Below are 25,411 nucleotides of genomic sequence, written 5' to 3' on the forward strand. Positions count from 1 at the left end.
AACGCTGAATGTTCAACATTACCAAAAAATCGATCGAGTGGGGCCAGGACACGCTCACGCTCGAAACCGGGCGCGTGGCCCGTCAGGCTGATGGCTCGGTCATCGCCACTCTGGGTGACACCTCGGTCATGGCCAACGTGACCTATGCGCGCGCACCCAAGCCGGGGCAGGATTTCTTTCCGCTGACCGTGCACTACCAAGAACGCTATTACGCCGCCGGCAAAGTGCCTGGTGGCTTCTTCAAGCGCGAAGCCCGTCCCTCGGAAAAAGAGACGCTGACCTCGCGCCTGATCGACCGTCCGATCCGCCCGCTGTTTGTCGAAGGCTTCAAGAACGAAGTGCTGGTGATCTGCACCGTGCTGTCGCATGACCTCGTCAATGAGCCCGATATGGTGGCAATGATCGCCGCTTCGGCCGCGCTGACCATTTCCGGCGTGCCGTTCATGGGCCCGATTGCCGCCGCCCGCGTCGGTTTCGTCGATGGCGAATACGTGCTGAACCCCGAGTGCGACGACATGCACAAGTTGCGCGAGAACCCCGAGCAGCGCCTCGATCTGGTTGTCGCCGGCACCAAAGACGCCGTGATGATGGTCGAATCGGAAGCCTATGAGCTGACCGAAGCGGAAATGCTGGGCGCGGTGAAATTCGCCCATGACGCCTGTCAGCCGGTGATCGACATGATCGTCGATTTCGCCGAAGACTGCGCCAAAGAGCCTTTCGACTTCACCCCGCCGGATTACTCGGCCCTGCTGGCCCGCCTGAAAACCCTGGGCGAAGAGCAGATGCGTGCGGCCTTTGCGATCCGCGACAAGCAAGAGCGCGTCACCGCGATCTCGGCAGCCCGTGACGGGATCATGGCGCAATTGACCGAAGACGAGCTGGCCGATGCCAATCTCGGCGCGGCAATGAAAAAGCTCGAAGCCTCGATCCTGCGCGGTGGCATCATCAACGGTGATCCCCGTATTGATGGCCGCGACACCAAGACCGTGCGCTCGATCGTCTCGGAAACCTCGGTTCTGCCGCGCACCCATGGTTCGGCGCTGTTCACCCGTGGTGAAACGCAGGCGCTCTGCATCGCGACGCTGGGCACCGGCGACGACGAGCAGTTCATCGACGCGCTGACCGGCACTTCGAAGTCGAACTTCCTGCTGCACTACAACTTCCCTCCGTATTCGGTTGGCGAAGTCGGTCGCTTCGGCCCTCCGGGTCGTCGTGAAATCGGTCACGGGAAACTGGCATGGCGCGCGCTGCAGGCGGTTCTGCCCGCAGCCACCGACTTCCCCTATACGATCCGCATCGTGTCGGAGATCACCGAATCCAACGGCTCGTCGTCGATGGCCTCGGTCTGCGGTGGTTCGCTGGCGATGATGGACGCAGGTGTGCCGCTGAAAGCACCGGTGGCCGGTGTTGCCATGGGCCTGATCCTTGAAGACGATGGCCGCTTTGCGATCCTGTCGGATATTCTGGGTGACGAAGACCACCTCGGCGACATGGACTTCAAGGTTGCCGGCACCGAGAACGGCATCACCTCGCTGCAGATGGACATCAAAGTGTCGGGCATCACCGTCGAGATCATGGAGCAGGCGCTGGCGCAAGCCAAAGACGGCCGCATGCACATCCTCGCCGAGATGAACAAGGCCCTCGCCGCACCGGCAGGCTTTAGCCAGTATGCGCCGAAGATCGAGACCATGCAGATCGCCACCGACAAGATCCGTGAAGTGATCGGCTCGGGCGGTAAAGTGATCCGCGAGATCGTCGAAACCTCGGGCGCTAAAGTCGATATCAACGACGACGGTGTGATCAAGATTGCCTCCTCGGATCAGGAAGCGATCAAGAAGGCCTACGACATGATCTATTCGATCGTGGCCGAGCCCGAAGCTGGCAAAGTCTATACCGGCACCGTGGTGAAGATCGTCGATTTCGGCGCCTTCGTGAACTTCTTCGGCAAGCGTGACGGTCTGGTGCATGTCAGCCAGATTGCCAACAAGCGCCTGAACCATCCGTCGGATGCGCTGAAGGAAGGCCAAGAGGTCAAGGTCAAGCTTCTGGGCTTTGACGACCGCGGCAAGGTCCGTCTGGCGATGAAGATGGTCGATCAGGAAACCGGTGAAGAAATCACCGAGAGCGCCGAGTAAGCCTTAGCGCCTGAGAGATTTGAAAGCCCCGGTGGAAACATCGGGGCTTTTGCTTTGGCACCTCGGGTCACAGCAGACGGTGCGTGCGCAGCACACACCCTACGGCTGCGGCCGTGTAGGGTGTGTGCTGCGCACGCACCGCCCCTCACCCCGAGGCATTCGGCCAAGTATCCGACAGCCGGTAGCCGCGCGGCCAGGGGTCGCCGGGATCGAGCATCAATTGTTTGGTGCCGGTCAGCCATGCGCGACCGCTGATTTCGGGGGTGATGGTTGGCACCTCACCGAGGCTGCCGGTGCCGACGATCCGCCCCTGAAACTGCCCGTCAATCAGCGAGCGCGCGGTCAGCACCTGTCCTTCACCGATCTCGCCGCGCGCGTGCAGCAAGGCCAGCCGTGCCGAGACCGCGGTGCCAGTGGGGGAGCGGTCGATCTTGCCCGGCTCGATAGCGACGGCGTGGCGGGTCTCGAACCCCTCGCTCAATGCCCCTGCAAACAGGCAGAACGAGATATGCCGCCAGTCGGGGTTGCCCGGATGGGTAAAGCCCAGTTGCTCGGTTGCGGCGCGGGTCAGGCGCACGCCGAGCGCGGCCAGATCGGCGGCCTCATCGGCGCGCAAGGCAAATCCCAGCGCCTCGGCATCGACCACCACGAAACTGTCACCGCCAAAGGCGGTGTCCACCCGCAGGCTGCCCAGCCCTTCAACCTCAAGCACCGCGTCCAGGTGCTGCGCGAAACTTGGCAGGTTTTGCACATGCACTCGCGTCACCCGCCCGTCACGGCACTCGGCGCGCACCGCGATCACCCCGCCGGGAGCCTCCAGCACCAGATGCGTCACCGGCTCGACCATCGGCAGGATGCCGGTTTCCAAGAGCACCGTCGCCACGCAGATCGAGTTTGAGCCTGACATCGGCGGCGTATGCGCGGGCTCCATGATGATGAACCCCATCTGCGCGCGCGGGTCTTTCGGCGGCACCAGCAGGTTCACATGGCGAAACACCCCGCCGCGCGGCTCGTTGAGCACGAAATCGCGCAGCGCCCCGTCAGCGTCGATCCAGCGCGCTTGCTCCCAGAGCGTCGCACCGGGCGGCGGGGCGACGCCGCCGGTGATCACATCGCCGACCTCGCCCTCGGCATGACAGCCGGTGATCTGCACCAAGCACGTGGATCGCATCAGCCTCGCCCCGCGCCGGTCAGAACGGCAATGGTGCGCCGTTCACCGTCACCGCGCCACCGGGGCGGATCGCGACGTCGGCGCGCAGATGGTCCTCGCCGACCGGACGGCCAAGCCCGTTCAGCATCATCCGCACAAAGAACTGCTGGTCCTGCGGCACCACGCCCAGCGCCGAAAGCCGCGTCAGCAGCGCATCGCCACCGATCAACTCGAACACGAAATCGCCGGTGCCATTGGGCATCTCCTGGTCAATGCTGGCCAGCAATCCGCCGAGAAAGGCAAAGGCGCCGCTGCCGGTGAATTCCGCCGCACCGACGCGGGTCAACAGGCGGTCGAGACTGACGCTGGTGACGTCAAAGGGCGGCTCATCGGCCTCAAAGAACTCTGGCCCCATGTCCTCGGTCAACCGGCCAAGGGCGCTGACCTCCAGCGCCAGCGACACCGCCTCACCGGCGAAATCACCGGCACCGGCCAAGGCCAACGTCTCTTCGCTGGCGATCAGATCATCAAGGTTGAAGCGCAGATACAGCGGCTGATCCTCGGCGCTCGACAGCATCGGAAAGCCCAGATGCAGCCCCAGACCGCCAAAGCTCACATCGCCGGAAATCCCCGCCATTCCGCCGGAAATCTGCGCCGCGCCCGCGGTGGTATGGGCGGCAAACACGCCGTCGCGGATATCGACGACAAATTCCGAGGCGCCGCCGCTGGAGGTCATATCGACCTGCGCGCCCTCGATCATCTGGCTGGAATTCCCGGTGACCGATTGCGCGGAATAGACCAGACGCATCGCCAGCCCCGCGTCAAAGGCCGCCCGCAGCATGCCCTCGTCATCGCCGAGCATATCCAGCTCGCGGCCCGAGAGTTCCACCAAAAGCCCTGCAATCGTGCCGTCGCCGGATTGCGGCGAGGGGCGGCGCGCAGAGCCTGCGTCAAAGCTGAAATCATAGCGCGTGGTCTCCGCGCCCAGAGTGAAATCGGCGCTGCCCTCGCGCAGGGCATTCAGGCTGCTGGTGAACCCCTCCAGCGACATCTCGAAACTGTCGCTCAAAGCCTCGCCACGGCGCTCCGAGCGGGTCAGACGGGCGCTCAACTGGTCGAACAACAGATCAATCGCAATCTGGTCATCCGAGACATCGGCAACGATTTCGCCATCATGGGTAAAGGTCAACTCGCGCAGCTCGCGGCGGCTGGGACGGATCGTCACGGTGAATTCCGGCGAAGGCACCAGCGCGATGGCGGTGCCGCGCGGCTCGATACGCAGCTCGGGCATATGCACCAGCAGATCGTCGGGATCATCCTCAAGAAACACCCGCACATTCTGCGCCACCAGCGAGGTGCCGTAATCGGTCGCGCCCTGCGACGAGATCACCACCCCATGCGAGGCCGCCGTCGAACGCAGGTTTTGCCACGCGGTTTTCGCCTCGGATTCTTGCGCCAGCGCGGCCACCGAAAAGGCTATGACCAGACAAAACGCAGCTAAAATGGATTGGGTCAATCGGATGAGCATCATATCAAACTCCGTAAATCAATTCCCCTGCGATTGTGGCGTTGCGGCATGAGGGGTCAAGCGAAAAGCCCGTTACCGGGTCTGGTCAGGCGGAAAACAGCGGGATACCAAGTGTCAAACAACGCAGCGAGGCCCGCAATGAGCACGAAAACCGCATGGCGCAACTCTGTGGCTGGCAAATCGGTTCTGATCACCGGCGCCAGTCGGGGTATCGGCGCCGCCACCGCACGTCTGTTTGCCGAAGCCGGCGCCAAGCTGGGCTTGGCCGGACGTCCCTCCGAGGCGCTGAGCGCGCTGGCAGCGGAACTCGATGCAAAGCTGCTGCCCTGCGATGTCACCGATGCCGCGCAAGTCGAGGCCGCGGTGCAGGCGATGGTCGCGGCGCATGGCCGGCTGGATGTGATGATCAACAATGCCGGTGTCGTCGCCCCGCAAGGCCCGATGGCCGAGGTTGATCCCGATGCCTGGAGCCACCAGATCGACGTCAATCTCAAGGGCGTGTTCCATGGGATGCGCGCGGCGCTGGCGGTGATGCAGGCGGCGGGCGGTACGATCCTGACCATCGGCACCGGCGCTGCCCATACCCCGCGCGAGGGGATTTCCGCCTATTGCGCCTCGAAAGCGGGTGCCCTGATGCTCACCAAAGTCGCGCATCTTGAGGCGGGCGAGCAGCTGCGCATCATGTCGCTGTCGCCGGGCAGTGTGGCGACCGATATGCAGGCCGAGATCAGGGATGCAGGCGCCACCCCCTCCAGTGCGCTGGACTGGTCAGCGCATATCCCGCCGGAATGGCCCGCGCTGGCGCTCTTGTGGATGTGCAGCCCCGAGGCCGATGCGTTCCGCGGCGGCGAGGTCAGCCTGCGCAACGCGGAAATCCGCGCGACATTGGGGCTGGGCGCATGATCCTGCGCCATGATGAGGGGCCGCTGACCCTCTTGACCCTCAACCGGCCCGATAAAGCCAACTCGCTGACCCGCGCGATGATGGAGGACTTGATCGCCCATCTGCACGACGCCGCACCGCAGGCACAGGCGATCATCCTGACCGGTGCGGGCAAAGTGTTCAGCGCAGGCGCCGATCTTGACGAGGCCCGCGCCGGTCTGGCCACCGACCCGATCTGGGAGGAACTCTCGGCCACGATTGCCGCGCTGCCCTGCCTGACCATCGCCGCGCTCAACGGCACGCTGGCGGGCGGTGCCTTTGGTATGGCGCTGGCCTGCGATATCCGGCTGGTGGTGCCATCGGCGAAGTTCTTCTATCCGGTGATGAAACTGGGATTTCTGCCGCAGCCCTCGGACCCGGCGCGGATGGTCTCGCTGATCGGGCCGGGGCGCAGCAAGCTGTTGCTGATGGGCGGCGCCAAGATCGAGGCCGCCGAGGCGCTGGACTGGGGTTTGGTCGACCGGCTCGCCCCGCCCGAGGCGCTGCTGTCCGAGGCCCGCGCGCTGGCCGCCGATCCCTGCGCCGCGCCGCAAGGCCATGCGGGCCGGATCAAAGCGATGATACCGCAGGGGTAACCGCGGGTGGATAATTGGTCGCACTGGCGCTCGGCTGCGTGTTTGAATAGGCTTTCCCCATGACCCTGTTGCGCACCCTGTCTTTCACCCTTGTGCTGTTGGCCTTTGCCATCAGCTCGGTGACCATGGCAGTGGCCCGCAACCAGCCGCGTGCGGTGGGGGAAATGATCCTCTGCACGTCAGCGGGCGCGGTCAGCGTGGCGATAGATGCCAATGGCCAGCCCACCGGCCCGCAGATGCCCTGCCCCGAATGCACCCAAGCGATGGTGGCGCTGACCGGCACCCCCCCCGAAATCGCGCGCGTCTCGGGTGCCTTGGTGCCGCTGGGATTTGCGCCGCGTGTGGTCACCGCGCCGATCACGCAAACCTCGGTTCACTCACTGTCGCGCGGCCCGCCTGTTCTGACCTGAACCTCTTCATCTTCAGACAGTTACACGAGAACAGGACAATCCAATGATCCGCTTTTTCACTTTGACCGCTGCGGCGGCACTTCTCTCCACCCCGGCCCTCGCCTGCGCCGGTTTCGAAGTCCATCACGCCTATGCGCGCGCCTCGATGCCCTCATCGCCGACCGGCGGGGCGTTTATGGTTCTGGTCAACACTGGCGAGAATGACTGCCATGTCACCGGCGCGCGCTCGGATGTGGCGCAGCGCACCGAGTTGCACACCCATATCCAAGACGAGAACGGCGTCATGCGCATGCGCGAGGTCGAGGACGGGTTTCACGTGCCTGCGGGCGGTGAGCATGAGTTGGCGCGCGGTGGGGATCATGTGATGTTCATGGGGCTGAACGCGCCCTTCGAGCAGGATGCGATCCTTGAGGTCACCTTCGATTTCGCCGATGGCTCCGAGCATCGCTTTGAGGTGCCGGTCGACCTGCACCGCATGCCCGCCGAGGGCCATGATCACGCGCATGATCACGGTCACGGTGAATCCCACGGCGATCACGGCGATCACGGCGAGATGTCGCACGACCACTGAGCCGTGGTGCCAAGGCCTGTTGCGTTGAATCCACCAGAGGGCGTGTGTGCAGTTGCCTTGCAATGTCACGCCCTCGCCCCCCTGTAGAGCGCGGCAGGCATGAACACACTGTCAGGCGCGCAATCGCCTGACAACCGGCCCGTCGCTGGGCGCAATGCGGGCGATAGCGGCCTCGAGATCCTGTTCGACCACGGCCATATGCGTGGCATTGGCGTGCAGGATTGTCCCCGCGCCCGAGACCATCGCCACATGCCCTTTCCAGAAGATCAGGTCACCCGCGCGCAGTTCCTCATGCGCGATTTCCTGCCCCGGCATCGCCTGCTGAAAATCGCTATCCGCAGGGGATTGCAGCCCGCAGACCCGCCGCGCGATCTGCACCAACCCCGAGCAATCAATCCCGCCGCGCGAATTCCCGCCCCAGAGATAGGGCGTGCCCAAAAGCCCGCGCGCCGCGGCGACCGGATCGCTCAGCGGCTCGGACAAAGGCCGTAGATGGCTCGCGGGCACAAAGCCCTGCGGAGTTTGCAGAAATTTCCCCTGTTCGCCAATGACCTGTAGCTGTGCGCCGAGGCTCAGCGCCATCACCTCAGGGGTTTTCATATCCGGTGCGGGGTAGGCAAGGGTGGCGGGGGTGGCGACAAAATGGCTGACCGGATGATCTGCCCCCAGCGCCGCCTCTTGCAGCCAACCGCAGTAGCCCTCGGGATCATCAAACCCGAAGGCCCAGCCGTCCTGCACCGTCACCACGCAAAACCGCGCACCCAGCAGCAACTGCCGGTCTCGTGCGCCATCCGGTGCGGCGCGCAGGTCGGCCAGCGCCACCGCGACGCGGTGCCATGTTCCGGCGACGAAGTGCTCGGCCTCGACCTGCCCGCGCAGACTGTCATGCGCCACCCCCTTCGCGGCGCGCAGATAGCGACGGTCGGTCATGTCTCGCCCAGAATCTCGTCACCCAAGACCTGCGGCAAGGCGCCCAGCAAGGCCCGCGCGCCCTGCCCCGCACCGCCTTTCGGGCGGCCTGCGAGGTCTTTGGGTTGCCAGCCGTAGATGTCGAAATGGGCGAACCGCGGTGCGTTGGTCACGAAGCGGCGCAGGAACAAGGCGGCGGTGATCGAGCCCGCCATGCCGCCTGCGGGCGCGTTGTCGAGATCGGCGATTGCCGGTTCGATCATCGGCTCGTAGGGCGTGTAGAAGGGCATCCGCCAGAGCGGATCGGCCTCGCTGCGGGAGGCTGCGGTCAGGGCCTCGGCCAGCGGGGTATCGTCAGTGTAGAAGGGCATCAAGTCGGGGCCCAGCGCCACCCGTGCCGCACCGGTCAGCGTGGCCATACAGACCAACACATCGGGCGTTTCCTCATCGGACAGCGCCAGCGCATCGGCGAGCACCAAGCGCCCCTCGGCATCGGTGTTATTCACTTCGACCGTTAGCCCATTGCGCGCGGTCAGCACATCGCCGGGGCGCATCGCATCGCCCGAGATCGCGTTTTCGACCGCCGGAATGATCACCCTGAGCCGCACCCGCCAGCCCAGCGCCATGATCATCATCGCCAGCCCAAGCACCGTCGCTGCGCCGCCCATGTCTTTCTTCATCAGCCCCATCGACGCGCCGGGTTTGATGTTCAGCCCGCCGGTGTCGAAACACACACCCTTGCCGACCAGCGTCAGCCGCGGCCCCTCGTCGCCCCAGCGCATATCGAGCAGGCGCGGGATGCGTTCGGCAGCGCGTCCCACGGCGTGGATCATCGGGAAATTCTCATGCAACAGGTCTTCGCCGTAAGTCACCGAGACCTGCGCGTCGAACTCATCGGCCAGCGCCAGAACCGTGGTTTCCAGCTCCTCGGGGCCCATATGCGCGGCGGGGGTGTTGATCAGATCGCGGGTCAGGCATTCGGCGGCGGCGAGCACCTCGATCCGGCGCCCATCCATCGCGGCAGGCGGTTTGAGCATCGCCATCTGCCCTGCACCTTGCTGTTTGAACCGCTCGAACCGGTAGCCCGCAAGCAGCCAACCGAGCATATTCTCGGCCAGATCCGCCTCGGGGATGCCGCCCGCGAGATGGTAGCAGGCGACCGGCAGGCGGGCACGCGCGGCGCCCAACACCATGCGGCTCCGCTCACGCGCCGCTGCGCTGCCCATGCCGCAAACCGCCAGTGAAAGATGCCCTGCCGCATCGGGGATTGCCGCAACCTCGCCGATCTTACCGGCAAAACCCAATGTCTCGAGCCATTGCCGCACCCGCTCAGGCTGGCTGTCGCGCCATTCGGACAGGTCCTCGCTGGCGATGCAATACAAGGGAACCGACGCCGTGTCGGGGCTGGCAAAAGCGGTAAGATTTGGGGACATGGATGCTCTCTGCGACACTCTCTGCAATGGGTGCCAGAGCCTAATGCGCAACCGCCCCGAAATGAAAGGGGGGATGCGCCGGATTGCGCCGACGCAGTGCCGCAAGCGTCAGCCCGCGACAGATCATCCAGCCACGTGCCACCCGTTCAGGGGCAGGCAGCGCAACAGAGGTCACGCCGCCTGCGCTGGCTGCGGCGGCGTTCCGACCAACTTTACATCAACGAAAACGGGTTAGATCGACAGTCCCGGCTGCTCCCAGACCAGCGACAGCGAGCGGTCGCCGATGCGCACCAAACGCTGCCAGACCGCGCGATAGGCGATGGCATCTTCGCGCGCGGTGGCGATTGCCAGATCCCGCGACACCCGCGCCAGCGAGGTCATTCCGATCTCGGCGCTCAGCCGCGACACTTTTTTGGCTTTCGGCCCGATTGCCGCCAAGTCACCGGCGCGCACGCTGGCATCCACCTGGACCAGCAGGTCCGAGATGATCACCACGGTCTCCATCACCTTGGCTTCAGCCGATCGGTCCCCCAGATCGCTGAACAGTTCTTCCAGCCGGTCCGAATCGATTATGATTCGCTCGCTGGGACGAAATTCACACACGAGTGTCACGCCCACTACCTCTTTTTACACCACTGATTCCCTTGCTCCCGTCATCAGGATCTTCGATCCAAGCTAACAAAGTGTTGCTGCGGGGGCGGGTTAATGCTCGATTTTCTTGCAAATTGAGAATAGCACTATGAACGGCCCGGAATAAGAGGAATTCATAATGACGTTTGCCCGTAAATTACCTGCCTATCTGGTGACCCGTTATCGCGGGTGGCGGGCCACGGCATATGAAGAAAACAAAAGTTGGTTCAGACACTTAGCCAATGAAGGCCAGCATCCAAGGTCGATGCTGATCGCCTGTTGTGACTCGCGCGTGCATGTGACGGCGATCTTTGGTGCCGATCAGGGCGAGTTCTTTATCCATCGCAACATCGCGAATCTGGTGCCGCCCTTCTCACCAAACGGTGATCACCACGGCACCTCGGCGGCGGTGGAATACGCGGTCAGCGCGCTGCATGTGGCCCATATCATCGTCGTCGGACACTCGAACTGCGGGGGGATTCGCGGCTGTCACGATATGTGCGCAGGGCTGGCGGATGACCTGAGCGAGAACTCCAGTTTCATCGGTCGCTGGCTCGATATCCTGCGCCCCGGCTTTGATCGCACCGCCGATATCACCGATACCGAAGAGCGTATCCAAGCGATGGAGCGCGAGGCGGTGCGGATTTCGCTGCACAATCTGATGACTTTTCCCTTTGTCGCGGATGCGGTGGAAAACGAGCGGCTGACGCTGCACGGTCTGTGGCATGACATCGGCGCGGGCAGCATTGATGTGTTCGACAGCGAGACCGAGACGTTCAAATCGGTCTAGGCCCGGCGTCTGGCGCGTCGCAGGGCCCGCCTTGCTGCACCGCCCGTCGCCGCCTATGCTGCGCCCGGTATGATTGGATGGGTTGATGTCGCAACGCAGTGTTTCGGTTGGAGATTTTCAGATCGGTGGTGGCGCGCCTTTTGCGCTGATCGCCGGACCCTGCCAATTGCAAAGCCTTGCCCATGCGCGGATGATCTGCAGCGGCCTGCTGGAAGCCTGCGCGCCAAGCGGCACCAAGCTGATATTCAAAAGCAGCTATGACAAGGCGAACCGCTCGTCGCTGGCGTCGCAGCGCGGGGTGGGCATGGCGCAGGGGCTGGAGATCCTCGCCGCGATCCGTGCCGAGTTCGGCGTGCCGGTGCTGACTGACGTGCATGAGCCGTCACATTGCGCCGAGGTCGCGCAGGCGGTGGATGTGTTGCAAATCCCCGCATTTCTGTGCCGCCAGACCGATCTACTGCTGGCTGCGGGCGAGACTGGCCGCGCGATCAATGTAAAAAAAGGGCAGTTTCTGGCGCCTTGGGACATGCAGCATGTCGCGGATAAAATTGCCAGCACCGGCAATCAGCGCATTTTGCTCTGCGAGCGTGGCACGTCTTTTGGGTATAACACGCTGGTCAGCGATTTTCGCGGGCTGCCGGTGATGCGCGAGACCGGTTATCCGGTGGTGTTTGACGCGACCCATTCGGTGCAGCAACCCGGCGGACAGGGTGCAACCTCTGGCGGGCAGCGCGAGTTTGTGCCGGTGCTGGCGCGGGCGGCCTGTGCGGTCGGCGTCGACGCGCTGTTCATCGAGACCCATGAGGCGCCCGACACTGCGCCATCGGACGGGCCGAATATGATGCCGCTCGACCAGATGCAGGGGTTGATCGGGCAGTTGCGCGCATTTGATGCGCTGGCCAAAGGCGCGGCGCATGCGTGAGGCGGTGATCGTGATCCCGGCGCGCTATGCCTCGACGCGCTATCCGGCGAAACCGCTGGCGAAATTGCGCGGCGCGACCGGCGAATCGCGCAGCCTGTTGGAGCGCAGCACCATGGCGGCCCGCGCCGCCGCCGAGGCCACGCCGGGGGTCACCGGCATTTATATCGCCACCGATGACGCGCGGATCGCCGAGGAGGCGCAGCGCATCGGCGCGGATGTGATCATGACCGATCCCGATTGCGCCAATGGCACCGAGCGGGTCGCGCAGGCCTTGGCCCGCGAGGGGCTGACGCAGGAGATCATCGTCAATCTGCAGGGCGATGCGCTGCTGACCCCGCCGCATTTCGTCTCGGCGCTGATCGAGGCGATGCGCGCCGACGCCAGCCGACAGGTGGCGACGCCGGTGTTGCGCTGCGACCGTGAAGCGTTGGAGAATTTCCAGTCCGACCGCCGTGCCGGACGGGTCGGCGCCACCACCGTGGTCTGCGACTATTTCGGCAATGCGATGTATTTCTCGAAAGAGGTGATCCCCTTCACCGGCGCCCACAGTCCCGAGGCGGATATTCCGGTGTTCCACCATGTCGGGCTTTATGCCTATACGCCGAAAGCCCTGCAGCTTTATGCCAAGCTGCCGCAGGGCGCGCTGGAACGCATTGAGGGGCTGGAGCAACTGCGGTTTCTCGAGCACGGGCATAAGATTGCGGCGGTCGAAGTCTCGGCCCCCGGAGCGGCGTTTTGGGAGCTCAACAACCCCTCGGACGTGCCGCTGATCGAGGCCTATCTGGCACGGATGGGGATGGCTTAGGCCTACGCTCTGAAACCGACGGGCCTGATATTGGCACCTGCACCAGTCACATAAATTCGATGTTATTGTGCAGCCCCTGCAAGTCGTTAAAGCCGGTGAGCACGATCACCGAACCGCCGACATCGGTGAAATCAAGCACCACATTGCCCGCGTCATCCAAAGAGCCAAAGACCGAGACCACCTCGGCGGCGGACATTTCGCCCTGCCAGAGCCACATCGCATCTTCGAGCCGCAGGATATCGCCTTGGGACGGGTCGAAATCCATGATCAGTCCGGTCTCATGATCGCCGTAGAACTCAAACACATCGGCACCGGCGCCGCCCCAGATTTCATCAAACCCAGAGCCACCGCGGATCGTATCATTGCCCGAACCGCCATAGATCGTGTCATTGCCGGATTCGCCGCTGAGCCAGTCATTGCCGTGGCCGCCATCGATCACGTCATGGCCTTTGCCGCCCCAGATGCCATCGCCGCCATCCTCGCCATAGAGCGTATCATGGCCGCGCCCGCCGTTGATGATGTCATTGCCGGTGCCGCCATAGGCCAGATCCTGCCCGGTGCCGGCGATGATATGGTCGTTGCCGGTGCCGCTATAGATTGTGTCGTCATCATTCTTGCCATTGAGCAGGTCATGGCCGTCGCCGCCAAGGATCAGATCCTCGCCCTTGCCGCCGATCAGCGTGTCATTGCCGCCGCCGCCATCCAGAGTGTCATCATCCTGCATGCCGACCAGCAGATCGCCGAAATCGCTGCCGGTGACCGAATCGCGCCCCGGTCCAAGGTAGACGACACCGGCGCCGCCCTCGACGGAGACCAGATCATCGCCCTCACCGGCATAGATCGAATCCGCGCCGCCGCCGGAAAACACCGTGTCATTGCCGCTGCCGCTATAGATCTTGTCATTGCCAGTGCCGCCGTCGATCAGGTCATTGCCGTCGCCCGCATAGATCGAGTCGTGCCCCTCGCCGCCATAAACCCTTTTGTCACCATGGCCGGTATAGATCCGGTCGCGCCCGCCTTCGCCATCAATCCAGTCGTTGCCAGTGCCGCCGACCAGAAAATCGCGACCGTTCCCGCCCATGAGCGTGTCATTCCCGTCACCGCCATCGAGCCGGTCCTTGCTGCCACCGCCAGAGAGATAATCATCACCCGCGCCCCCCGAGATCGTGTCCTTGCCCTTCAACCCGTTGATCACGTCACTATAGGCGGTGCCAACCAGCGCGTCGCTGCCCAGCGAGCCGTCCATTTCAACCCCAGCAGGTGGCTGCTCGGAGGGGATATAGGGGATGTGATCACCGCCGATCAGACCATCTGGAAACAGGTCATCGGCAGACAAAGGCTCGCCATCGGCAGAGGTGACAAAGATCGTATGCCCGCGGTAGTCGATGCGGGCGCCGGTGGCGGTGGTGGTGATGCTCAACTGCGAGATGTCGCGCAGCATCGGCAGGGCCGTCAGGTCGAGCCGGTCAAAAGCACGCTCGAAATCCAGCACATCGCTGGTGCCGCTGCCTTCGCGAAAGACAAAGGTATCGCTGCCCGCGCCGCCGGTCATCTGGGTTTGCCCGTCCCCCGCGACCAGCACATCGTCGCCCGCGCCCGCGCGCAGCCGGTCACCCTGCCCCACGGCAAATACTATGTCGTCGCCGCTGCTGCCATTGAGGATTTCGGCGGCGTCGCTGCCCATCTCCAGCCCGCCCAAATTACTCAGGTCCATGGTGAACTGGCTGATCCCCGCGTCATTTTGCGAACCGGCAAAGACATGCAAGAGATCTCCCTCAATGCTTATGCTGAGGGCGGTCACGGTGTGCATCGAGGTGGCGGCGCTATCGGCAATCGTCTGCTGATGCACCAGTGTGCCATCGGGCATCAACATGAACAAGCTGATGCCATTATCCGCGCCACCCGCCACCACAAACACATGGTCGCCCGATTGCGCCACCGCCAGATCCTGCACCCCCGCAAAGCGCGTGGTGCCATTGTCGAGCAGGTGATCGGTCGGCAGTAGCGCCCCGTCCGGCCCGAGTTGCAACACCGAGATCGACGAGGTGCCGGCGGCGGCGACCAGCACATAGGTCTGACCGTTAATCGTGGCGCATTCCATCGCCGTGGGCGCGGCAATGCCCAGCCCTTCCAGCGCGCCGATGGCGCCCGCTTCGACCATCTGGTTGTTGCCGGTGTCGAGTTGATAGGCGGTGATCCGGTTGCTGTCGGTGCAAAGCGTCAGCATGAAATCCTGCCCGTCGACGCGCATGCTGACCAGATCGACAATCTGCGTCAGATCAACCGCGGCGGGAAACAGATCAGGGGATTGATCAGCAAGTGTGATCAGCGCATCGATTGCCGCCGTGCTGCCGGTCGAGGCCAAGGATTGCACTATGTCCCAACCCATCCGCAGACTGCTGCTGGATGCGCCCACGCCAAGGGAATAGCCGATCAACCCGTTCGAATCGCTGCCCAGATAGAGGATCGGCCCTGATCCATCACCGCCAAACACCAGCCGGTCACTGACCACGCCGGTGATCTCGGTCGGGAAGATCACCGTGGTATCGAGCCGCAAATCGCCATTGGCGCCAAGTGTGTAGCCCGCCACACCACCATTGCGGCCGGTGGTGGAATAGACATGCACCGCACCGTCAAAGACCGCGACCTGAAGGTCGGTTATCCCGTTATCCAATTCGGCAATACCGGTCTCAATGACACCGTTTACGCGCAGCCGCATGGCAGCCCCCTTTACACACGCGACCACCCTGACGCGCAACAGCGGCGTGGACCGGCGTGAGAAAGTGGCGAAATTGTGGCGTTCTCCTTGTATTTGATTTGATTTTTCAAATTACAACCTTAAGCTGTATTTGGTGGGCTGGTGAGTATTGGCGTCTGCGCAAGCAGGGCCGCGTAAACAGTGATGTGGAATATTGCATGGCCACAGCCAGCCCTTCTCTCGATATGCTGTCCCGCGGCCCGCCCAAGCCCCGGCTGGCGGCGGTGGTGGTGACGCATAACCGGCTGGTGCAGCTCCAGATCACCCTGCGCGCGCTCTTGGCGCAGCCGCACGACGACTTGGCGGGCATCGTGGTGGTCGATAACGCCTCGGAGGATGGCACGGCACCTTGGCTGGCGACGCTTGAGGATCCGCGCCTGCTTCTGCGGCACTCGGCGCAAAATATGGGCGGCGCGGGTGGCTTCGAGATGGGGATGCGCGCCGCGATGGCGGAACTGGCGCCCGATTGGATCGTGGTGATGGATGACGACGCGCGCCCCGACGCGGGGGCCTTTGCGGCATTTCACGCGCTGGATTTGCGCGGTTTTGACGGTTTCGCTGCGGCGGTGCGCGATCCTGACGGCAGGATCTGCGACATGAATATGCCGACCTTCAACCCGTTCTGGCACAAGCGCATTCTACTGCGCACCCTCATGGGTGGCGGGCGCAATGCCTTTCATCTGCGCCCCGAAGACTTCGCCCGCGCAGGCCTGCGCTGCGTCGATGGCGCGTCATTCGTCGGGTTTTTCGTCCGCGCCAGCACGGTGCGGGCGCGCGGATATCCTGATCCGGCGCTGTTTCTCTATGGCGACGACGCGATCTATACGATGGGGCTGACCCGCGCCGGACACCGTATCGGCTTTGATCCTTCGGTGCGTTTTGAACATGATTGCTCGACGTTTTCTGCCGAAGATCCACGCATCCGCCCGCTGTGGAAGGTCTATTATTACTACCGCAATTCGCTGCGGCTTTACCGTATCGCAGCGGGCGTGTTCTTCGGGCCGGTGATGCTGCTGTATCTGCCGAAATGGCTGTGGCGCACCCGCCATTACGGCAGCCATCGCCGGCGGTTCCTGCGGCTTCTGGCGCTGGCCCTGCGCGACGGGATTTCGCGCCACCGCAGCACCCCGCACGCGCGGATACTGGCGATTGCCGCGGGGCTCAGCGGATCAGCAGCTCACGGTGATGGCGCCGCAACAGCAGCAGCCCTAAGGCCAAGGGCAGCAGCGCCGCAACCAGCGCATATACCACCGAGATATATTGCGGCTGATAGACCGAATAGAACCCCGCGCGGATCATCCCGACCGGATGGACCAGCGGATTATACCACAGGATTTCCTGCGCCGCGGCGGGTAGATCATCGAACAGAAAGATCACCCCCGAGGTAATCAGCAAGGGCGCGGTGAGGATCGCCCAGAGGTTCTCATAGACATCGAATCGCTCGAACATGAAGGCATTGAACACGCCAAACCCAAAGCCTAAGAGCGCGGTCAGCGCCACCGCCCCGATGATCATTGGCCAATCCAACAGCAGGTTCAGATCCTCAAACAGGACCACCCCGCCCAAGATCAGGATGGTGGCAATCACCACCACCAGCGCGTTGAGCAAAAACCGCGCGAGCACCGCGTCAACCCATGTCACGCCGGGATAGGCCATCAACGCGCGCGAGAAGGTTAACGACTTCCCGACCATGCTTGAGGTGACGCGGAACAGTTGAAACAGCATCAGGCCAGTGGCTTTGAACATGATGAAGCTGCTGCCCAATTGCGGACTGCGCATCAGCAAGGAGAACGCCACCGACAACATGATGATTGCACCCAAAGGTTGTAGTATTGCCCAAATATATCCACCCGGTGTGCGGCCGAATCGTGTGCTCATTTCACGCAGCATCAGCGCGCCGATCACCCGCAATGTCGGGTGGCTGCGACGGGACCGATGGCGCCGGTGCACTCGCCCTACGCGTGGGTTATGGATCGGCAACTCGCTCACTTACGAATCCTTTTCTGGCATTTATGCATATGATTATGTAGAAAAATATAGAATCGAGCAAACATTGGTTTGGAGATCAGCGTGGACGACCTGTCACGAGGTGACGCGCAAACGTCACGCCAAGAGGCGAAACGCAAGGCGCGGGCGGCGGCACAGGTCGCCTCGGTCATGCCGTCGGATGCCGCGGCAAAACCCGTCGGTCAAGGCGGTGAGAAGCCGGGACAGGCGCGCCGCGCGGCGAAATCGAAAAACAACCCAAGCGATAGCACAAACATGGTTAAAAAGCCCCCCGCACGCGGCGAAGCGCGCGGAGAGAGGCGCCTTGAAAGTAGCGGCAAACCCCCGCAACCTGTGCAGCGCCCTTTGCCCGAGCCCTTGCAACGTCCCGCGGTCCCTCCGGCCCATCTGCGCCCTCGCCACTACGGCGTGCTCACCGGATTTTTCGCGCTGGTGCTGCTGCCGCTGGTCGCCCTGGGCGTCTATCTTTATGCCTATGCCAACGACCAATTCGCCTCGACCACCGGCTTCACCGTGCGCAGCGAGGAGACCTCGTCAGCCACCGAAATCGCCGGTGGCCTGTCGTCGATCATCGGCGGGCCGAGCTCAACGAATGGCGATGTGCTCTATGCCTATATCCAGAGCCAGCAGATCGTCAGACGCGTGCAAGAGCAACTCGATCTGCGCGCCCATTACGCGCAGAACTGGCGCAGCGATCCGGTGTTCTCGATCTGGCCCGACGCGACCATCGAAGACCTATTCTGGTTCTGGGGCCGCGTGGTGCGGGTGTCTTACGACAAAGCCTCGGGATTGATGAGCGTGCAGGTGCGCGCCGGAACCGCCGAATACGCGCAGCAGGTCGCGCAGGCCGTGGTGCGCGAAAGCGAAGCGATGATCAACGAGTTGAACCGGCAGGCGCGCAACGACTCGATGACCAATGCGCAGCTGGATCTCGAGGCCTCGGTCGAGCGTCTGCGCATCGCCCGCGAGGAGGTGGCGGCGTTTCGCGCGCGCACCCAGATCGTCGATCCGGCGGCGGATATCCAAGGCCGCATGGGGGTGATCAACAACCTGCAACAGCAATTGGCGCAGAGCCTCGTTGACCATGATCTACTGTTGCAAAACACCACCGACACCGATCCGCGCGTGCGTCAGGCGCTGCGCCGGATCGAGGTGATCGAGGACCGTATCCACTCGGAGCGGCTGAATTTCGCAACGCAGGATGTAACGGTTCTGGATACCGATTATCCGCGGCTGATCGCCCAATTCGAAAGCCTGATGGTCAATCAGGAGTTTGCCGAGCGCACCTATACCGCCGCGCTCAGCGCGTTGGATGCGGCGCGCTCGAATGCCGAACGCCAGAGCCTCTATCTGGCGACCTATATCCAGCCAACCTTGGCTGAACGCGCCGAATACCCGCAGCGCCTCCTGCTCATGGCATTGGCGGCGCTGTTCATGCTGCTGATCTGGGCCTCGCTGACGCTGGTTTACTACAGCCTGCGCGATCGCGGCTGATGGGTTGCGCGATGATCCAGTTCGATAATGTCAGCAAGGGATTCTGGGTCAGGCGGCAGTTCGCCACGGTGATCAACACGCTCACCCTGACACTGCCAAGCGGTCAGTCACTGGCGCTCTTGGGGGGCAATGGCGCGGGCAAATCGACGCTGTTGCAGATGATCGCGGGCACCATCCGCCCCGACACCGGCGCGATCTGGAGCGATGGCACGGTCTCATGGCCGGTGGGCTTTGGCGGCAGTTTCAACCGCGATCTGACCGGCGCGCAGAACACCAAGTTTCTGGCCCGCGTTTACGGGGTGGATACCGATGAGCTCACCGATTTCGTGCAGGCGTTTTGCGATATCGGGGCGCATTTCCACATGCCGCTGCGCACCTATTCCACCGGTATGAAATCGCGGCTGACCTTCGGGATCTCCATGGGTATCCCCTTTGACACCTATCTGGTCGATGAGGTTACGGCGGTCGGCGACGCGCGTTTCCGGCGCAAGAGTAGCGCCTTGTTCCGCGACCGTATGCAAAGCGCCAGCGCGATACTGGTTAGCCATAACCTATCGGAATTGCAGGAGTTTTGTGACGCAGCGCTGTTGCTGCATGACGGGAAGCTGTCGTATTTCGCCGATCTCAGCGAGGCGGTCGAACAGCATAACCGCAATATGGCATGAGGGTGCTCTACTACAACTGGGCCGACCCGCATGATCCCGAAGGCCGTGGCGGCGGGGTCAGTATTTACCAGCGCAATCTGATCGACGGGCTGGCGGCGCGGGGCGGGTTCAAGACCGCGTTTCTGTCCTCGGGGCTGGTCTATGATCTGCGCAACCGCGCGCCACGGATCGAGCAGATCAGCACCGGGCCGAACCCGCGCTATACGCTGGTCAACGCGGGGCCGGTGGCGCCCGCGCATGCGGATTTCGGCGGCGCGGCGCAACTGGATCACCCCGCCACCGAGGCCGCATTCGCCGATTTCATCGAGCGTAGCGGCCCTTGGGATGTGATCCATTTCAACAACCTTGAAGGGCTGCCCGCGAAGGTTCTGGCGCTCAGGTCCCGCTGGCCGGACACGCGGTTTGTCCTGTCTTTGCACAATTACTATCCGGTTTGTCCGCAGGTGAACCTCTGGCTTCAAGAGCGCCGTAACTGCACCGATTTTGACGAGGGCGCGCGCTGCGTCACTTGCCTGCCTGCCACGGCCAATCCCCGCTCGGTGAGGCTGGCCTACGGCGTCGGCACCGCTTTGACGCGGATCGGGGCGGGGCCGCAGAGCCTTGCCTATCAAAAGCTCTTTCGCCCCGTCCTCGGGTTTTCGTGGCGTTTGGCGCGCAGGTTGCTGCGGCGGCGCCAGCGTCAGATACCGCCAAGCCCTGTGCCTCCAGACGGCAGCCTGTTCCAACATCGCCGAGCCCGTATGGTGGCGCTGATCAACCACAATTGCGACGCGGTGATCTGCGTCTCGAAGCGGGTGCAGCAAATCGCGGCGCAACACGGCATCGACCCCGCCAAGCTACAGACCCTCTATATCGGCACGCGAGAGGCTGACGCATGGCAGCGGACCACGCCGCGCGCCACGTTCACCCAGCCCGACGGGACGCTGCGGCTGGCCTATCTGGGCTATATGCGCCGCGACAAAGGGTTCTACTTTCTGATGCAGGCGCTCTTTGCGATACCGCCGGACCTTGCCGCGCGTGTCCATCTGACCGTCGCCGCGCGGGTCGGAGACGCGGAAGCAATGCGCCTTCTGGCAGAACTTACACCCAGACTGGCCTCGCTGCGCCATATCGACGGCTATACCCATGACGGGCTGGATGACCTGCTGGAGGATGTCGATCTGGGCGTGGTTCCGGTGCTCTGGGAGGATAATCTGCCGCAGGTCAGCATCGAGATGCACGCGCGGCACATCCCGTTGCTGACCTCGGATCTGGGCGGCGCGCAGGAGTTGGGGAATTGCCCCGATCTCCAGTTCCGCGCCGGTGACAAGGCGGATTTCGCCCGTGCCCTGACCCGTGTGCTGGCGGGGGAAGTGACGCAAGCGCAATATTGGGCCAAGGCGGTGCCGCCGGTGACGATGGCGGCGCATCTGGACGCGCTGACCGCGCTCTACCGCGAGACCTTGCGCACCCGCGACCCCGCGCCGCGCGCAGACAAACGGCGGCGCAGGAACTCCGCCTGATCCCAACGCAGCGAGAGTGCCGGATCATAGACCACATCGCGCCCTTCCGAGGCCAGCGCGAGGTATTTTCGGTATTCCTCGGCATTGTTGAAATGCTGTTTACGCGCCACTTCCGCCTGCGCCTTTGCGTGAAATGCCGCGTTGTATTTGAAATGCGCAAAGAACACTTCGCGCTGCGCCAGATCGAGATTGGCGACAAAATGCAACCCCGCCGAGAGCCGCATCCACGGCATATATTTCAACAGCGCGTATTTCTGCGCGACAAACAGATCCGCGCGCGATCCGGGGATCAACCGATGCCGCAGGGCACTGGTCCAGACCGGCGAGTCGCTGAACGGGCCGCGCCCGCCCCAGACCTTTAGAAACGGGTCACGGTCAACAAAACCGGCTTGCGCGAAAGGATCACCGCTGGCGAAATCCGCATCCGACAGCGGCCCCTGCGGATACATATCCAGCATGAAGATACGCGCCGCCGTCGCCCCTTCGGCATCAAAGCCGCGGGTGATCTCGGGCAGATTGTCATTGCGATCCAGCGAGGCGAAGAGGAACTCATCGGCATCGGCCACCAGGCTCCAACGCCCCACACGAAAGTTAGACAATAGCGCCTGCTGCCAAGCGACACCGTAATGCGAGGCGCGATAATCGGTATCGACGGCAAAGAGCGCGACATCGGGCTGTGCCGCCAGAAACTCGAAACTCCCGTCATCCGAGCCGTTGTCCGCGATCAGAAACCCGCGCACCCCAAGCCCGCGATAATGCGCGAGAAACTGCGGCAGAATGAACACCTCGTTGCGCAGGCAGGCAACCACCGCGACCTCGGCTTCATTCACCTGCGCCAGTGTCTCGGGCGTGGACATCAGGTCCAGCGTGTTGCTGCGCCAGCCCAGTTGCGCCGGTTGATAGCTCGGCCAGATCTTGGCAGCCTTGGGCCATGGCTTGCGACTGGCTTCGAGCACCTCGGCCTGCCGCTCGGCGCCGTCAAGATGCGCCAGTTTGATGCCGGAATTGGCGAAGGGCAGCAGCCCGTTGTCCCAGCGCGCCAACAGCGGCCCGTCCGGTGTGCTGCGGCGCAAAAGGCAGGTGCGATACTCCTCGCTCACCGGTGAAATCCCGTTGAGCGCCAGCAGATCGCCGACCAACTTGTCCTCCATAAACGACAATTGGATCAACTCGCGACCGGCGGCGCTTTGCGCGGCCTCGCCCAGCGCCAGCATCGCGCGCCGCGACAGCGCATAGCCCGATCCGCCGTCGCAATAGCGCGAGGGTTCGGGGGATTTATCCAGCTCCAGCCGTCCGCGCGCGCTGCGTGACTTCGCCATATGCCAAGTGCGGTCCATACTGCCACGGCGGCGGGTCAGGGTGCGCCCGTAATAGTCGAAACTCTGCAGCGCCAGATCGCCGAACAGCGCCTCGGCATGCACAAAACAATCGTCATCAACCTTGAACAAATGCCCGAACCCAGTGTGGCGGCGCACCCATTCCACCATTGCAAGGGTCTTTTGCGGCAGCGCCTCGTAGTCGTCGGGCGCATCCAGATAGACCACATCGCCCTCGCGCCGCCCACCGCCACCATCGCCGCCGCCGACAAAGATCAACCACGGCACGCCCAGCGCCGTGAGTTCTTGCAGCCATGTCTCACGGATCGTCGCCACCCGCGTCGGCAGATTGCGCTGGCAGGTGTAGATGCAGACCACCGCGTCAAACAGCGGATTGGACTTGGCGCGCAGATCGGCGGTCTGGTCCGCGACCGGCGCGGCGATACCGGCCCGCAAACGGCTGGACAACGCCGCCAGCGCACTTCGGGTGAGCGGATGTTCGGGGTGATCGGCCTGCAGGGCAGCGAGCGCCTGTGCCGGAGCGGTGGACCTGAGCAGCGCCAGATGCTCATGCGGATCGGTCAGCGCGGCGCAGATCGCCAAGCCATGCGCCACCAGCGTGGCCGCCTCATCCTCGCGCTGTTGCGCCAGCAATCCGCGCGTGAGGTTCAGACCCAACCCGAGGCCGACAAACCGCGCCGGAGCACTCGTCAGCGGCACCAGAAGCTGCTGCAACCGGGTCATGCGCGCCGGATCGGGGTGACGCAAAAGCGCTGCCGCCTCGGCCAGTGCCGCGGCCTCGGCATCCCGAAACGCGGCGCGGGGCACTTGCACATAGGCCGCCGCAACGCCGCGCCGCAAATGCTCGGCCTGCCGGTGCAGGTGATCCTCGGGAAGCGGGGCGACGCGGGGGAAGACCAGATGGCGCAGAAGTGCTTCGTCTAGGTCAAGCCCGCTGGCCAGACTGCCGCAGGCATCGGGCAGCGCATCCTCGGCCAGCAGTTGCCCCGATGGCCCCAAGAGATCGCGCCGGAACCGCAGGTAGTCTGCCGCGCCCAGCGTCTGGAAACAGTCCAGATGCGGTAGCAGCGCCTGCCGTCCGGCCTGATCCAAAGGTGCGCTGCCCGCCAAAGCCTTGTGCAACGCAGCAAAACCGTCGCCCGCCGCTTGCAGAACCGGCGGCAAGGGAAGGCCATCCGGCACCCGAGCGACCTCACGCCAGAACACCGGCGACAACCCGTAGACCCGCGCCAACATCCATATCAGCGTCAGGCGTTGGCTGCGCGCGAAGCTCTGACTATGTGCCAAAAGCGCAACCATGCCTTTGATCAATTGCCGACATTGCGTGCGCTCCCAATAGAGCGGCGCGCGCGCATCAGCCCATGCGCAGAGGGCCTGTAGAATCGCATGGCGTGGGGCAAAGGGCAGGAATCCGCCCTGCAAATCGGGCGTCGATACGGCGATTTGACGGGCGATCCACCCCAAGGCGGGCGTGACGATCCACTCGCCATTGGGCGGCGTGAGGATCTGCAACGCCTGTGCGATCTCGGCAAATCGACCCTCTGCGTAATAGAGCGGCAATACCGACGAGAGATGCCATGCGCCGCCCGCCACAGGCTCTGGCAGGTCCTTGCATCCCAGATCGCGACGAAGCTGCGCCAAGTGATAGACGCCGCCGTGAATGCAGAACCATTCAACCAGCGAGAGCAACAATAGATCAAGGTTCGGCGGGGATAGAGCGCGCGCGGCTATGATCCTGCGCAGCAGCGCCACTGGATCGCCCTCTGGCGCTTGACGCATCGCCTGTGTGAAAGCGTCGCGCGCTGCGTCAACGGGATTCGGCGCTGTCGCGGCGGGCGGCGTGGTGGAGGTCGCCTGTGCAGCACCGGCCAATAGGTAGTCGGTCAGCTTGAACCGCTCGGCAACAGCGCCCAGCCCCTCGCGCGCCTTGCGGCTCAGGTCCGGCAAAAGCGCGGCGTGATGGGCATGTTCGATCGCTTGCAACGCGGCGCGGTCATCGGCCTCCAGCCCGCCGGATGCGGCGATACGCTCGATCCGCACAAGCACCTCATCGCGGGTGATCCGCAGTGTGGCGAGCTTAGCGCCAGCCTCGCGCATCAAGGTTAACTGCAGGGAGTTTGCACCACCCCGCCAGATGCGACCGGGGAGCACCGCCGTCAATGCATGGGCGCGCGTGTCCTTGCCGCCCAGCGCATAGGGCAGAGCGCGCAGAGTCGCGGGGATGGGATCGGCCAGCCCCTCGACCTGCACATAGGCGGCACGCATCCCTGCCTGCGCCGCCTGCGTGAACCCGCCCAGCATGAGTTCCAGCGCGTCATTCAGCAGCGGCATATCCGCAGCGGGCAGCGGCAGTTTCGGGCAGGTGAGCAGCAGGCTGCCGGGTTTCATTGCCCCCTCAAATCCGACAGCAGCGATCCGCGACAGATGCGGAAAGCCGCGCCGCAGCCCCAGTCGGCCGCCTTTTGCGGGCCGCGGAAGCGCGTCGAAACTGCCAAGGCTTTGGCGGTCGACGCGCAGCTCCACGCGGCCAAGTTTGAAGCGGATGTCCACTGCAATGGCGCGCGGCGCAAACTCGAAATGGATCGGAATCTCGCGTCGCCAACCCAAGAGTTCGCGGCGATTAAGGACCACCAGATGTTCATCACGCCGCAGTGACAGGTGGAAAGGGATCGTGGTGCGCCCAGCATCATAGAAATCAATATTCAGCACATCGCCGTTCAGAAAATCGGCGGTGCAGCTCAGGCGCGCGCCCGCCGAGATGTGAAATTCGAGCAATTTGGATTTGATTGACAAGATGGCGAGGCCTTTAAAATTGCTGCGGTATATGGTTGCGGGCAGGCGGTTGGGC

The 25,411-nt window shown here is 63.5% G+C and carries 19 protein-coding genes and 1 pseudogene; 12 read left to right on the forward strand and 8 right to left on the reverse strand.

The window, feature by feature from the left end:
- Positions 1 to 8 precede the first annotated feature (8 nt).
- Positions 9 to 2,135 (forward strand): polyribonucleotide nucleotidyltransferase, encoded by a 2,127-nt coding sequence (pnp, locus tag DDE20_RS09705; protein ID WP_116558273.1) that lies wholly within the window; start codon positions 9 to 11, stop codon positions 2,133 to 2,135.
- Positions 2,136 to 2,280: 145 nt separating this feature from the next.
- On the opposite strand, the gene DDE20_RS09710 is transcribed toward pnp, so the two are convergent.
- Entirely contained in the window at positions 2,281 to 3,306 is a 1,026-nt protein-coding gene (locus DDE20_RS09710; protein WP_116558274.1) for a trans-3-hydroxy-L-proline dehydratase, read from the reverse strand.
- Between the two features lie 19 nt (positions 3,307 to 3,325).
- The gene (locus DDE20_RS09715; protein WP_116558275.1) at positions 3,326 to 4,816 is read right to left on the reverse strand and encodes a hypothetical protein; all 1,491 of its coding nucleotides are present in this window, start codon (positions 4,814 to 4,816) and stop codon (positions 3,326 to 3,328) included.
- Positions 4,817 to 4,951: 135 nt separating this feature from the next.
- Here DDE20_RS09715 and DDE20_RS09720 point away from each other — a divergent pair, with 135 nt between their 5' ends.
- The 4 genes from DDE20_RS09720 to DDE20_RS09735 are packed head-to-tail and all read left to right on the forward strand — an operon-like array spanning position 4,952 to position 7,311.
- Entirely contained in the window at positions 4,952 to 5,716 is a 765-nt protein-coding gene (locus tag DDE20_RS09720) for an SDR family oxidoreductase (RefSeq protein ID WP_116558276.1), read from the forward strand.
- A complete protein-coding gene (locus DDE20_RS09725) occupies positions 5,713 to 6,330 on the forward strand; it encodes an enoyl-CoA hydratase/isomerase family protein (protein ID WP_116558277.1) in 618 nt (205 codons plus the stop codon). Before DDE20_RS09720 ends, DDE20_RS09725 begins: the two co-directional genes overlap by 4 nt.
- Positions 6,331 to 6,389: 59 nt before the next feature.
- Positions 6,390 to 6,740, forward strand: a complete 351-nt coding sequence (locus DDE20_RS09730) for a hypothetical protein (RefSeq protein ID WP_116558278.1) — start codon at positions 6,390 to 6,392, stop codon at positions 6,738 to 6,740.
- A gap of 43 nt (positions 6,741 to 6,783) precedes the next feature.
- A complete protein-coding gene (locus tag DDE20_RS09735; protein WP_116558279.1) occupies positions 6,784 to 7,311 on the forward strand; it encodes a copper chaperone PCu(A)C in 528 nt (175 codons plus the stop codon).
- A gap of 111 nt (positions 7,312 to 7,422) precedes the next feature.
- On the opposite strand, the gene DDE20_RS09740 is transcribed toward DDE20_RS09735, so the two are convergent.
- The 3 genes from DDE20_RS09740 to DDE20_RS09750 form a co-directional block, all read right to left on the reverse strand.
- The gene (locus tag DDE20_RS09740) at positions 7,423 to 8,241 is read right to left on the reverse strand and encodes a C40 family peptidase (protein ID WP_116558280.1); all 819 of its coding nucleotides are present in this window, start codon (positions 8,239 to 8,241) and stop codon (positions 7,423 to 7,425) included.
- Positions 8,238 to 9,653: a leucyl aminopeptidase family protein gene (locus tag DDE20_RS09745; protein ID WP_116558281.1), complete on the reverse strand. Its 1,416-nt coding sequence runs from the start codon at positions 9,651 to 9,653 to the stop codon at positions 8,238 to 8,240. The genes DDE20_RS09740 and DDE20_RS09745 overlap by 4 nt, the downstream gene beginning before the upstream one ends.
- A 231-nt stretch (positions 9,654 to 9,884) precedes the next feature.
- Positions 9,885 to 10,265, reverse strand: a complete 381-nt coding sequence (locus DDE20_RS09750) for a hypothetical protein (protein ID WP_133240335.1) — start codon at positions 10,263 to 10,265, stop codon at positions 9,885 to 9,887.
- A 157-nt stretch (positions 10,266 to 10,422) separates the two neighbouring features.
- Here DDE20_RS09750 and DDE20_RS09755 point away from each other — a divergent pair, with 157 nt between their 5' ends.
- The 3 genes from DDE20_RS09755 (at position 10,423) to DDE20_RS09765 (ending at position 12,800) form a co-directional block, all read left to right on the forward strand.
- Positions 10,423 to 11,073, forward strand: a complete 651-nt coding sequence (locus DDE20_RS09755) for a carbonic anhydrase (RefSeq protein ID WP_116558283.1) — start codon at positions 10,423 to 10,425, stop codon at positions 11,071 to 11,073.
- A gap of 85 nt (positions 11,074 to 11,158) precedes the next feature.
- Entirely contained in the window at positions 11,159 to 11,995 is an 837-nt protein-coding gene (gene kdsA, locus DDE20_RS09760; RefSeq protein WP_116558284.1) for a 3-deoxy-8-phosphooctulonate synthase, read from the forward strand.
- Positions 11,988 to 12,800, forward strand: a complete 813-nt coding sequence (locus DDE20_RS09765; protein ID WP_116558285.1) for a 3-deoxy-manno-octulosonate cytidylyltransferase — start codon at positions 11,988 to 11,990, stop codon at positions 12,798 to 12,800. Before kdsA ends, DDE20_RS09765 begins: the two co-directional genes overlap by 8 nt.
- Before the next feature lie 46 nt (positions 12,801 to 12,846).
- On the opposite strand, the gene DDE20_RS09770 is transcribed toward DDE20_RS09765, so the two are convergent.
- The gene (locus DDE20_RS09770; RefSeq protein ID WP_116558286.1) at positions 12,847 to 15,519 is read right to left on the reverse strand and encodes a calcium-binding protein; all 2,673 of its coding nucleotides are present in this window, start codon (positions 15,517 to 15,519) and stop codon (positions 12,847 to 12,849) included.
- Between the two features lie 224 nt (positions 15,520 to 15,743).
- Between DDE20_RS09770 and DDE20_RS19230 the strand changes: the two are divergent.
- Positions 15,744 to 16,433 (forward strand): annotated as a pseudogene (locus DDE20_RS19230) (glycosyltransferase); the annotation flags it as partial.
- Positions 16,434 to 16,719: 286 nt separating this feature from the next.
- Here DDE20_RS19230 and DDE20_RS19235 read toward each other — a convergent pair.
- Complete coding sequence (locus tag DDE20_RS19235) at positions 16,720 to 17,547, reverse strand: ABC transporter permease (protein ID WP_133240336.1); 828 nt, start codon at positions 17,545 to 17,547, stop codon at positions 16,720 to 16,722.
- A 363-nt stretch (positions 17,548 to 17,910) separates the two neighbouring features.
- On the opposite strand from DDE20_RS19235, the gene DDE20_RS09785 reads away from it, so the two are divergent.
- From DDE20_RS09785 to DDE20_RS09795, 3 genes are read left to right on the forward strand one after another with little or no spacing between them, the layout of a single operon-like run.
- Positions 17,911 to 19,059, forward strand: a complete 1,149-nt coding sequence (locus DDE20_RS09785; RefSeq protein ID WP_133240337.1) for a KpsE/RkpR family capsule polysaccharide export protein — start codon at positions 17,911 to 17,913, stop codon at positions 19,057 to 19,059.
- 11 nt (positions 19,060 to 19,070) lie between these two features.
- A complete protein-coding gene (locus tag DDE20_RS09790; protein ID WP_116558290.1) occupies positions 19,071 to 19,724 on the forward strand; it encodes an ABC transporter ATP-binding protein in 654 nt (217 codons plus the stop codon).
- Positions 19,721 to 21,226: a glycosyltransferase gene (locus DDE20_RS09795; RefSeq protein WP_116558291.1), complete on the forward strand. Its 1,506-nt coding sequence runs from the start codon at positions 19,721 to 19,723 to the stop codon at positions 21,224 to 21,226. The genes DDE20_RS09790 and DDE20_RS09795 overlap by 4 nt, the downstream gene beginning before the upstream one ends.
- Here DDE20_RS09795 and DDE20_RS09800 read toward each other — a convergent pair.
- Entirely contained in the window at positions 21,154 to 25,356 is a 4,203-nt protein-coding gene (locus DDE20_RS09800) for a glycosyltransferase family 2 protein (protein ID WP_133240338.1), read from the reverse strand. The genes DDE20_RS09795 and DDE20_RS09800 overlap by 73 nt on opposite strands.
- Positions 25,357 to 25,411 lie beyond the last annotated feature (55 nt).

Origin of the sequence: Pararhodobacter oceanensis (assembly GCF_003076755.1) — a bacterium.
Lineage (GTDB): Bacteria > Pseudomonadota > Alphaproteobacteria > Rhodobacterales > Rhodobacteraceae > Pararhodobacter > Pararhodobacter oceanensis.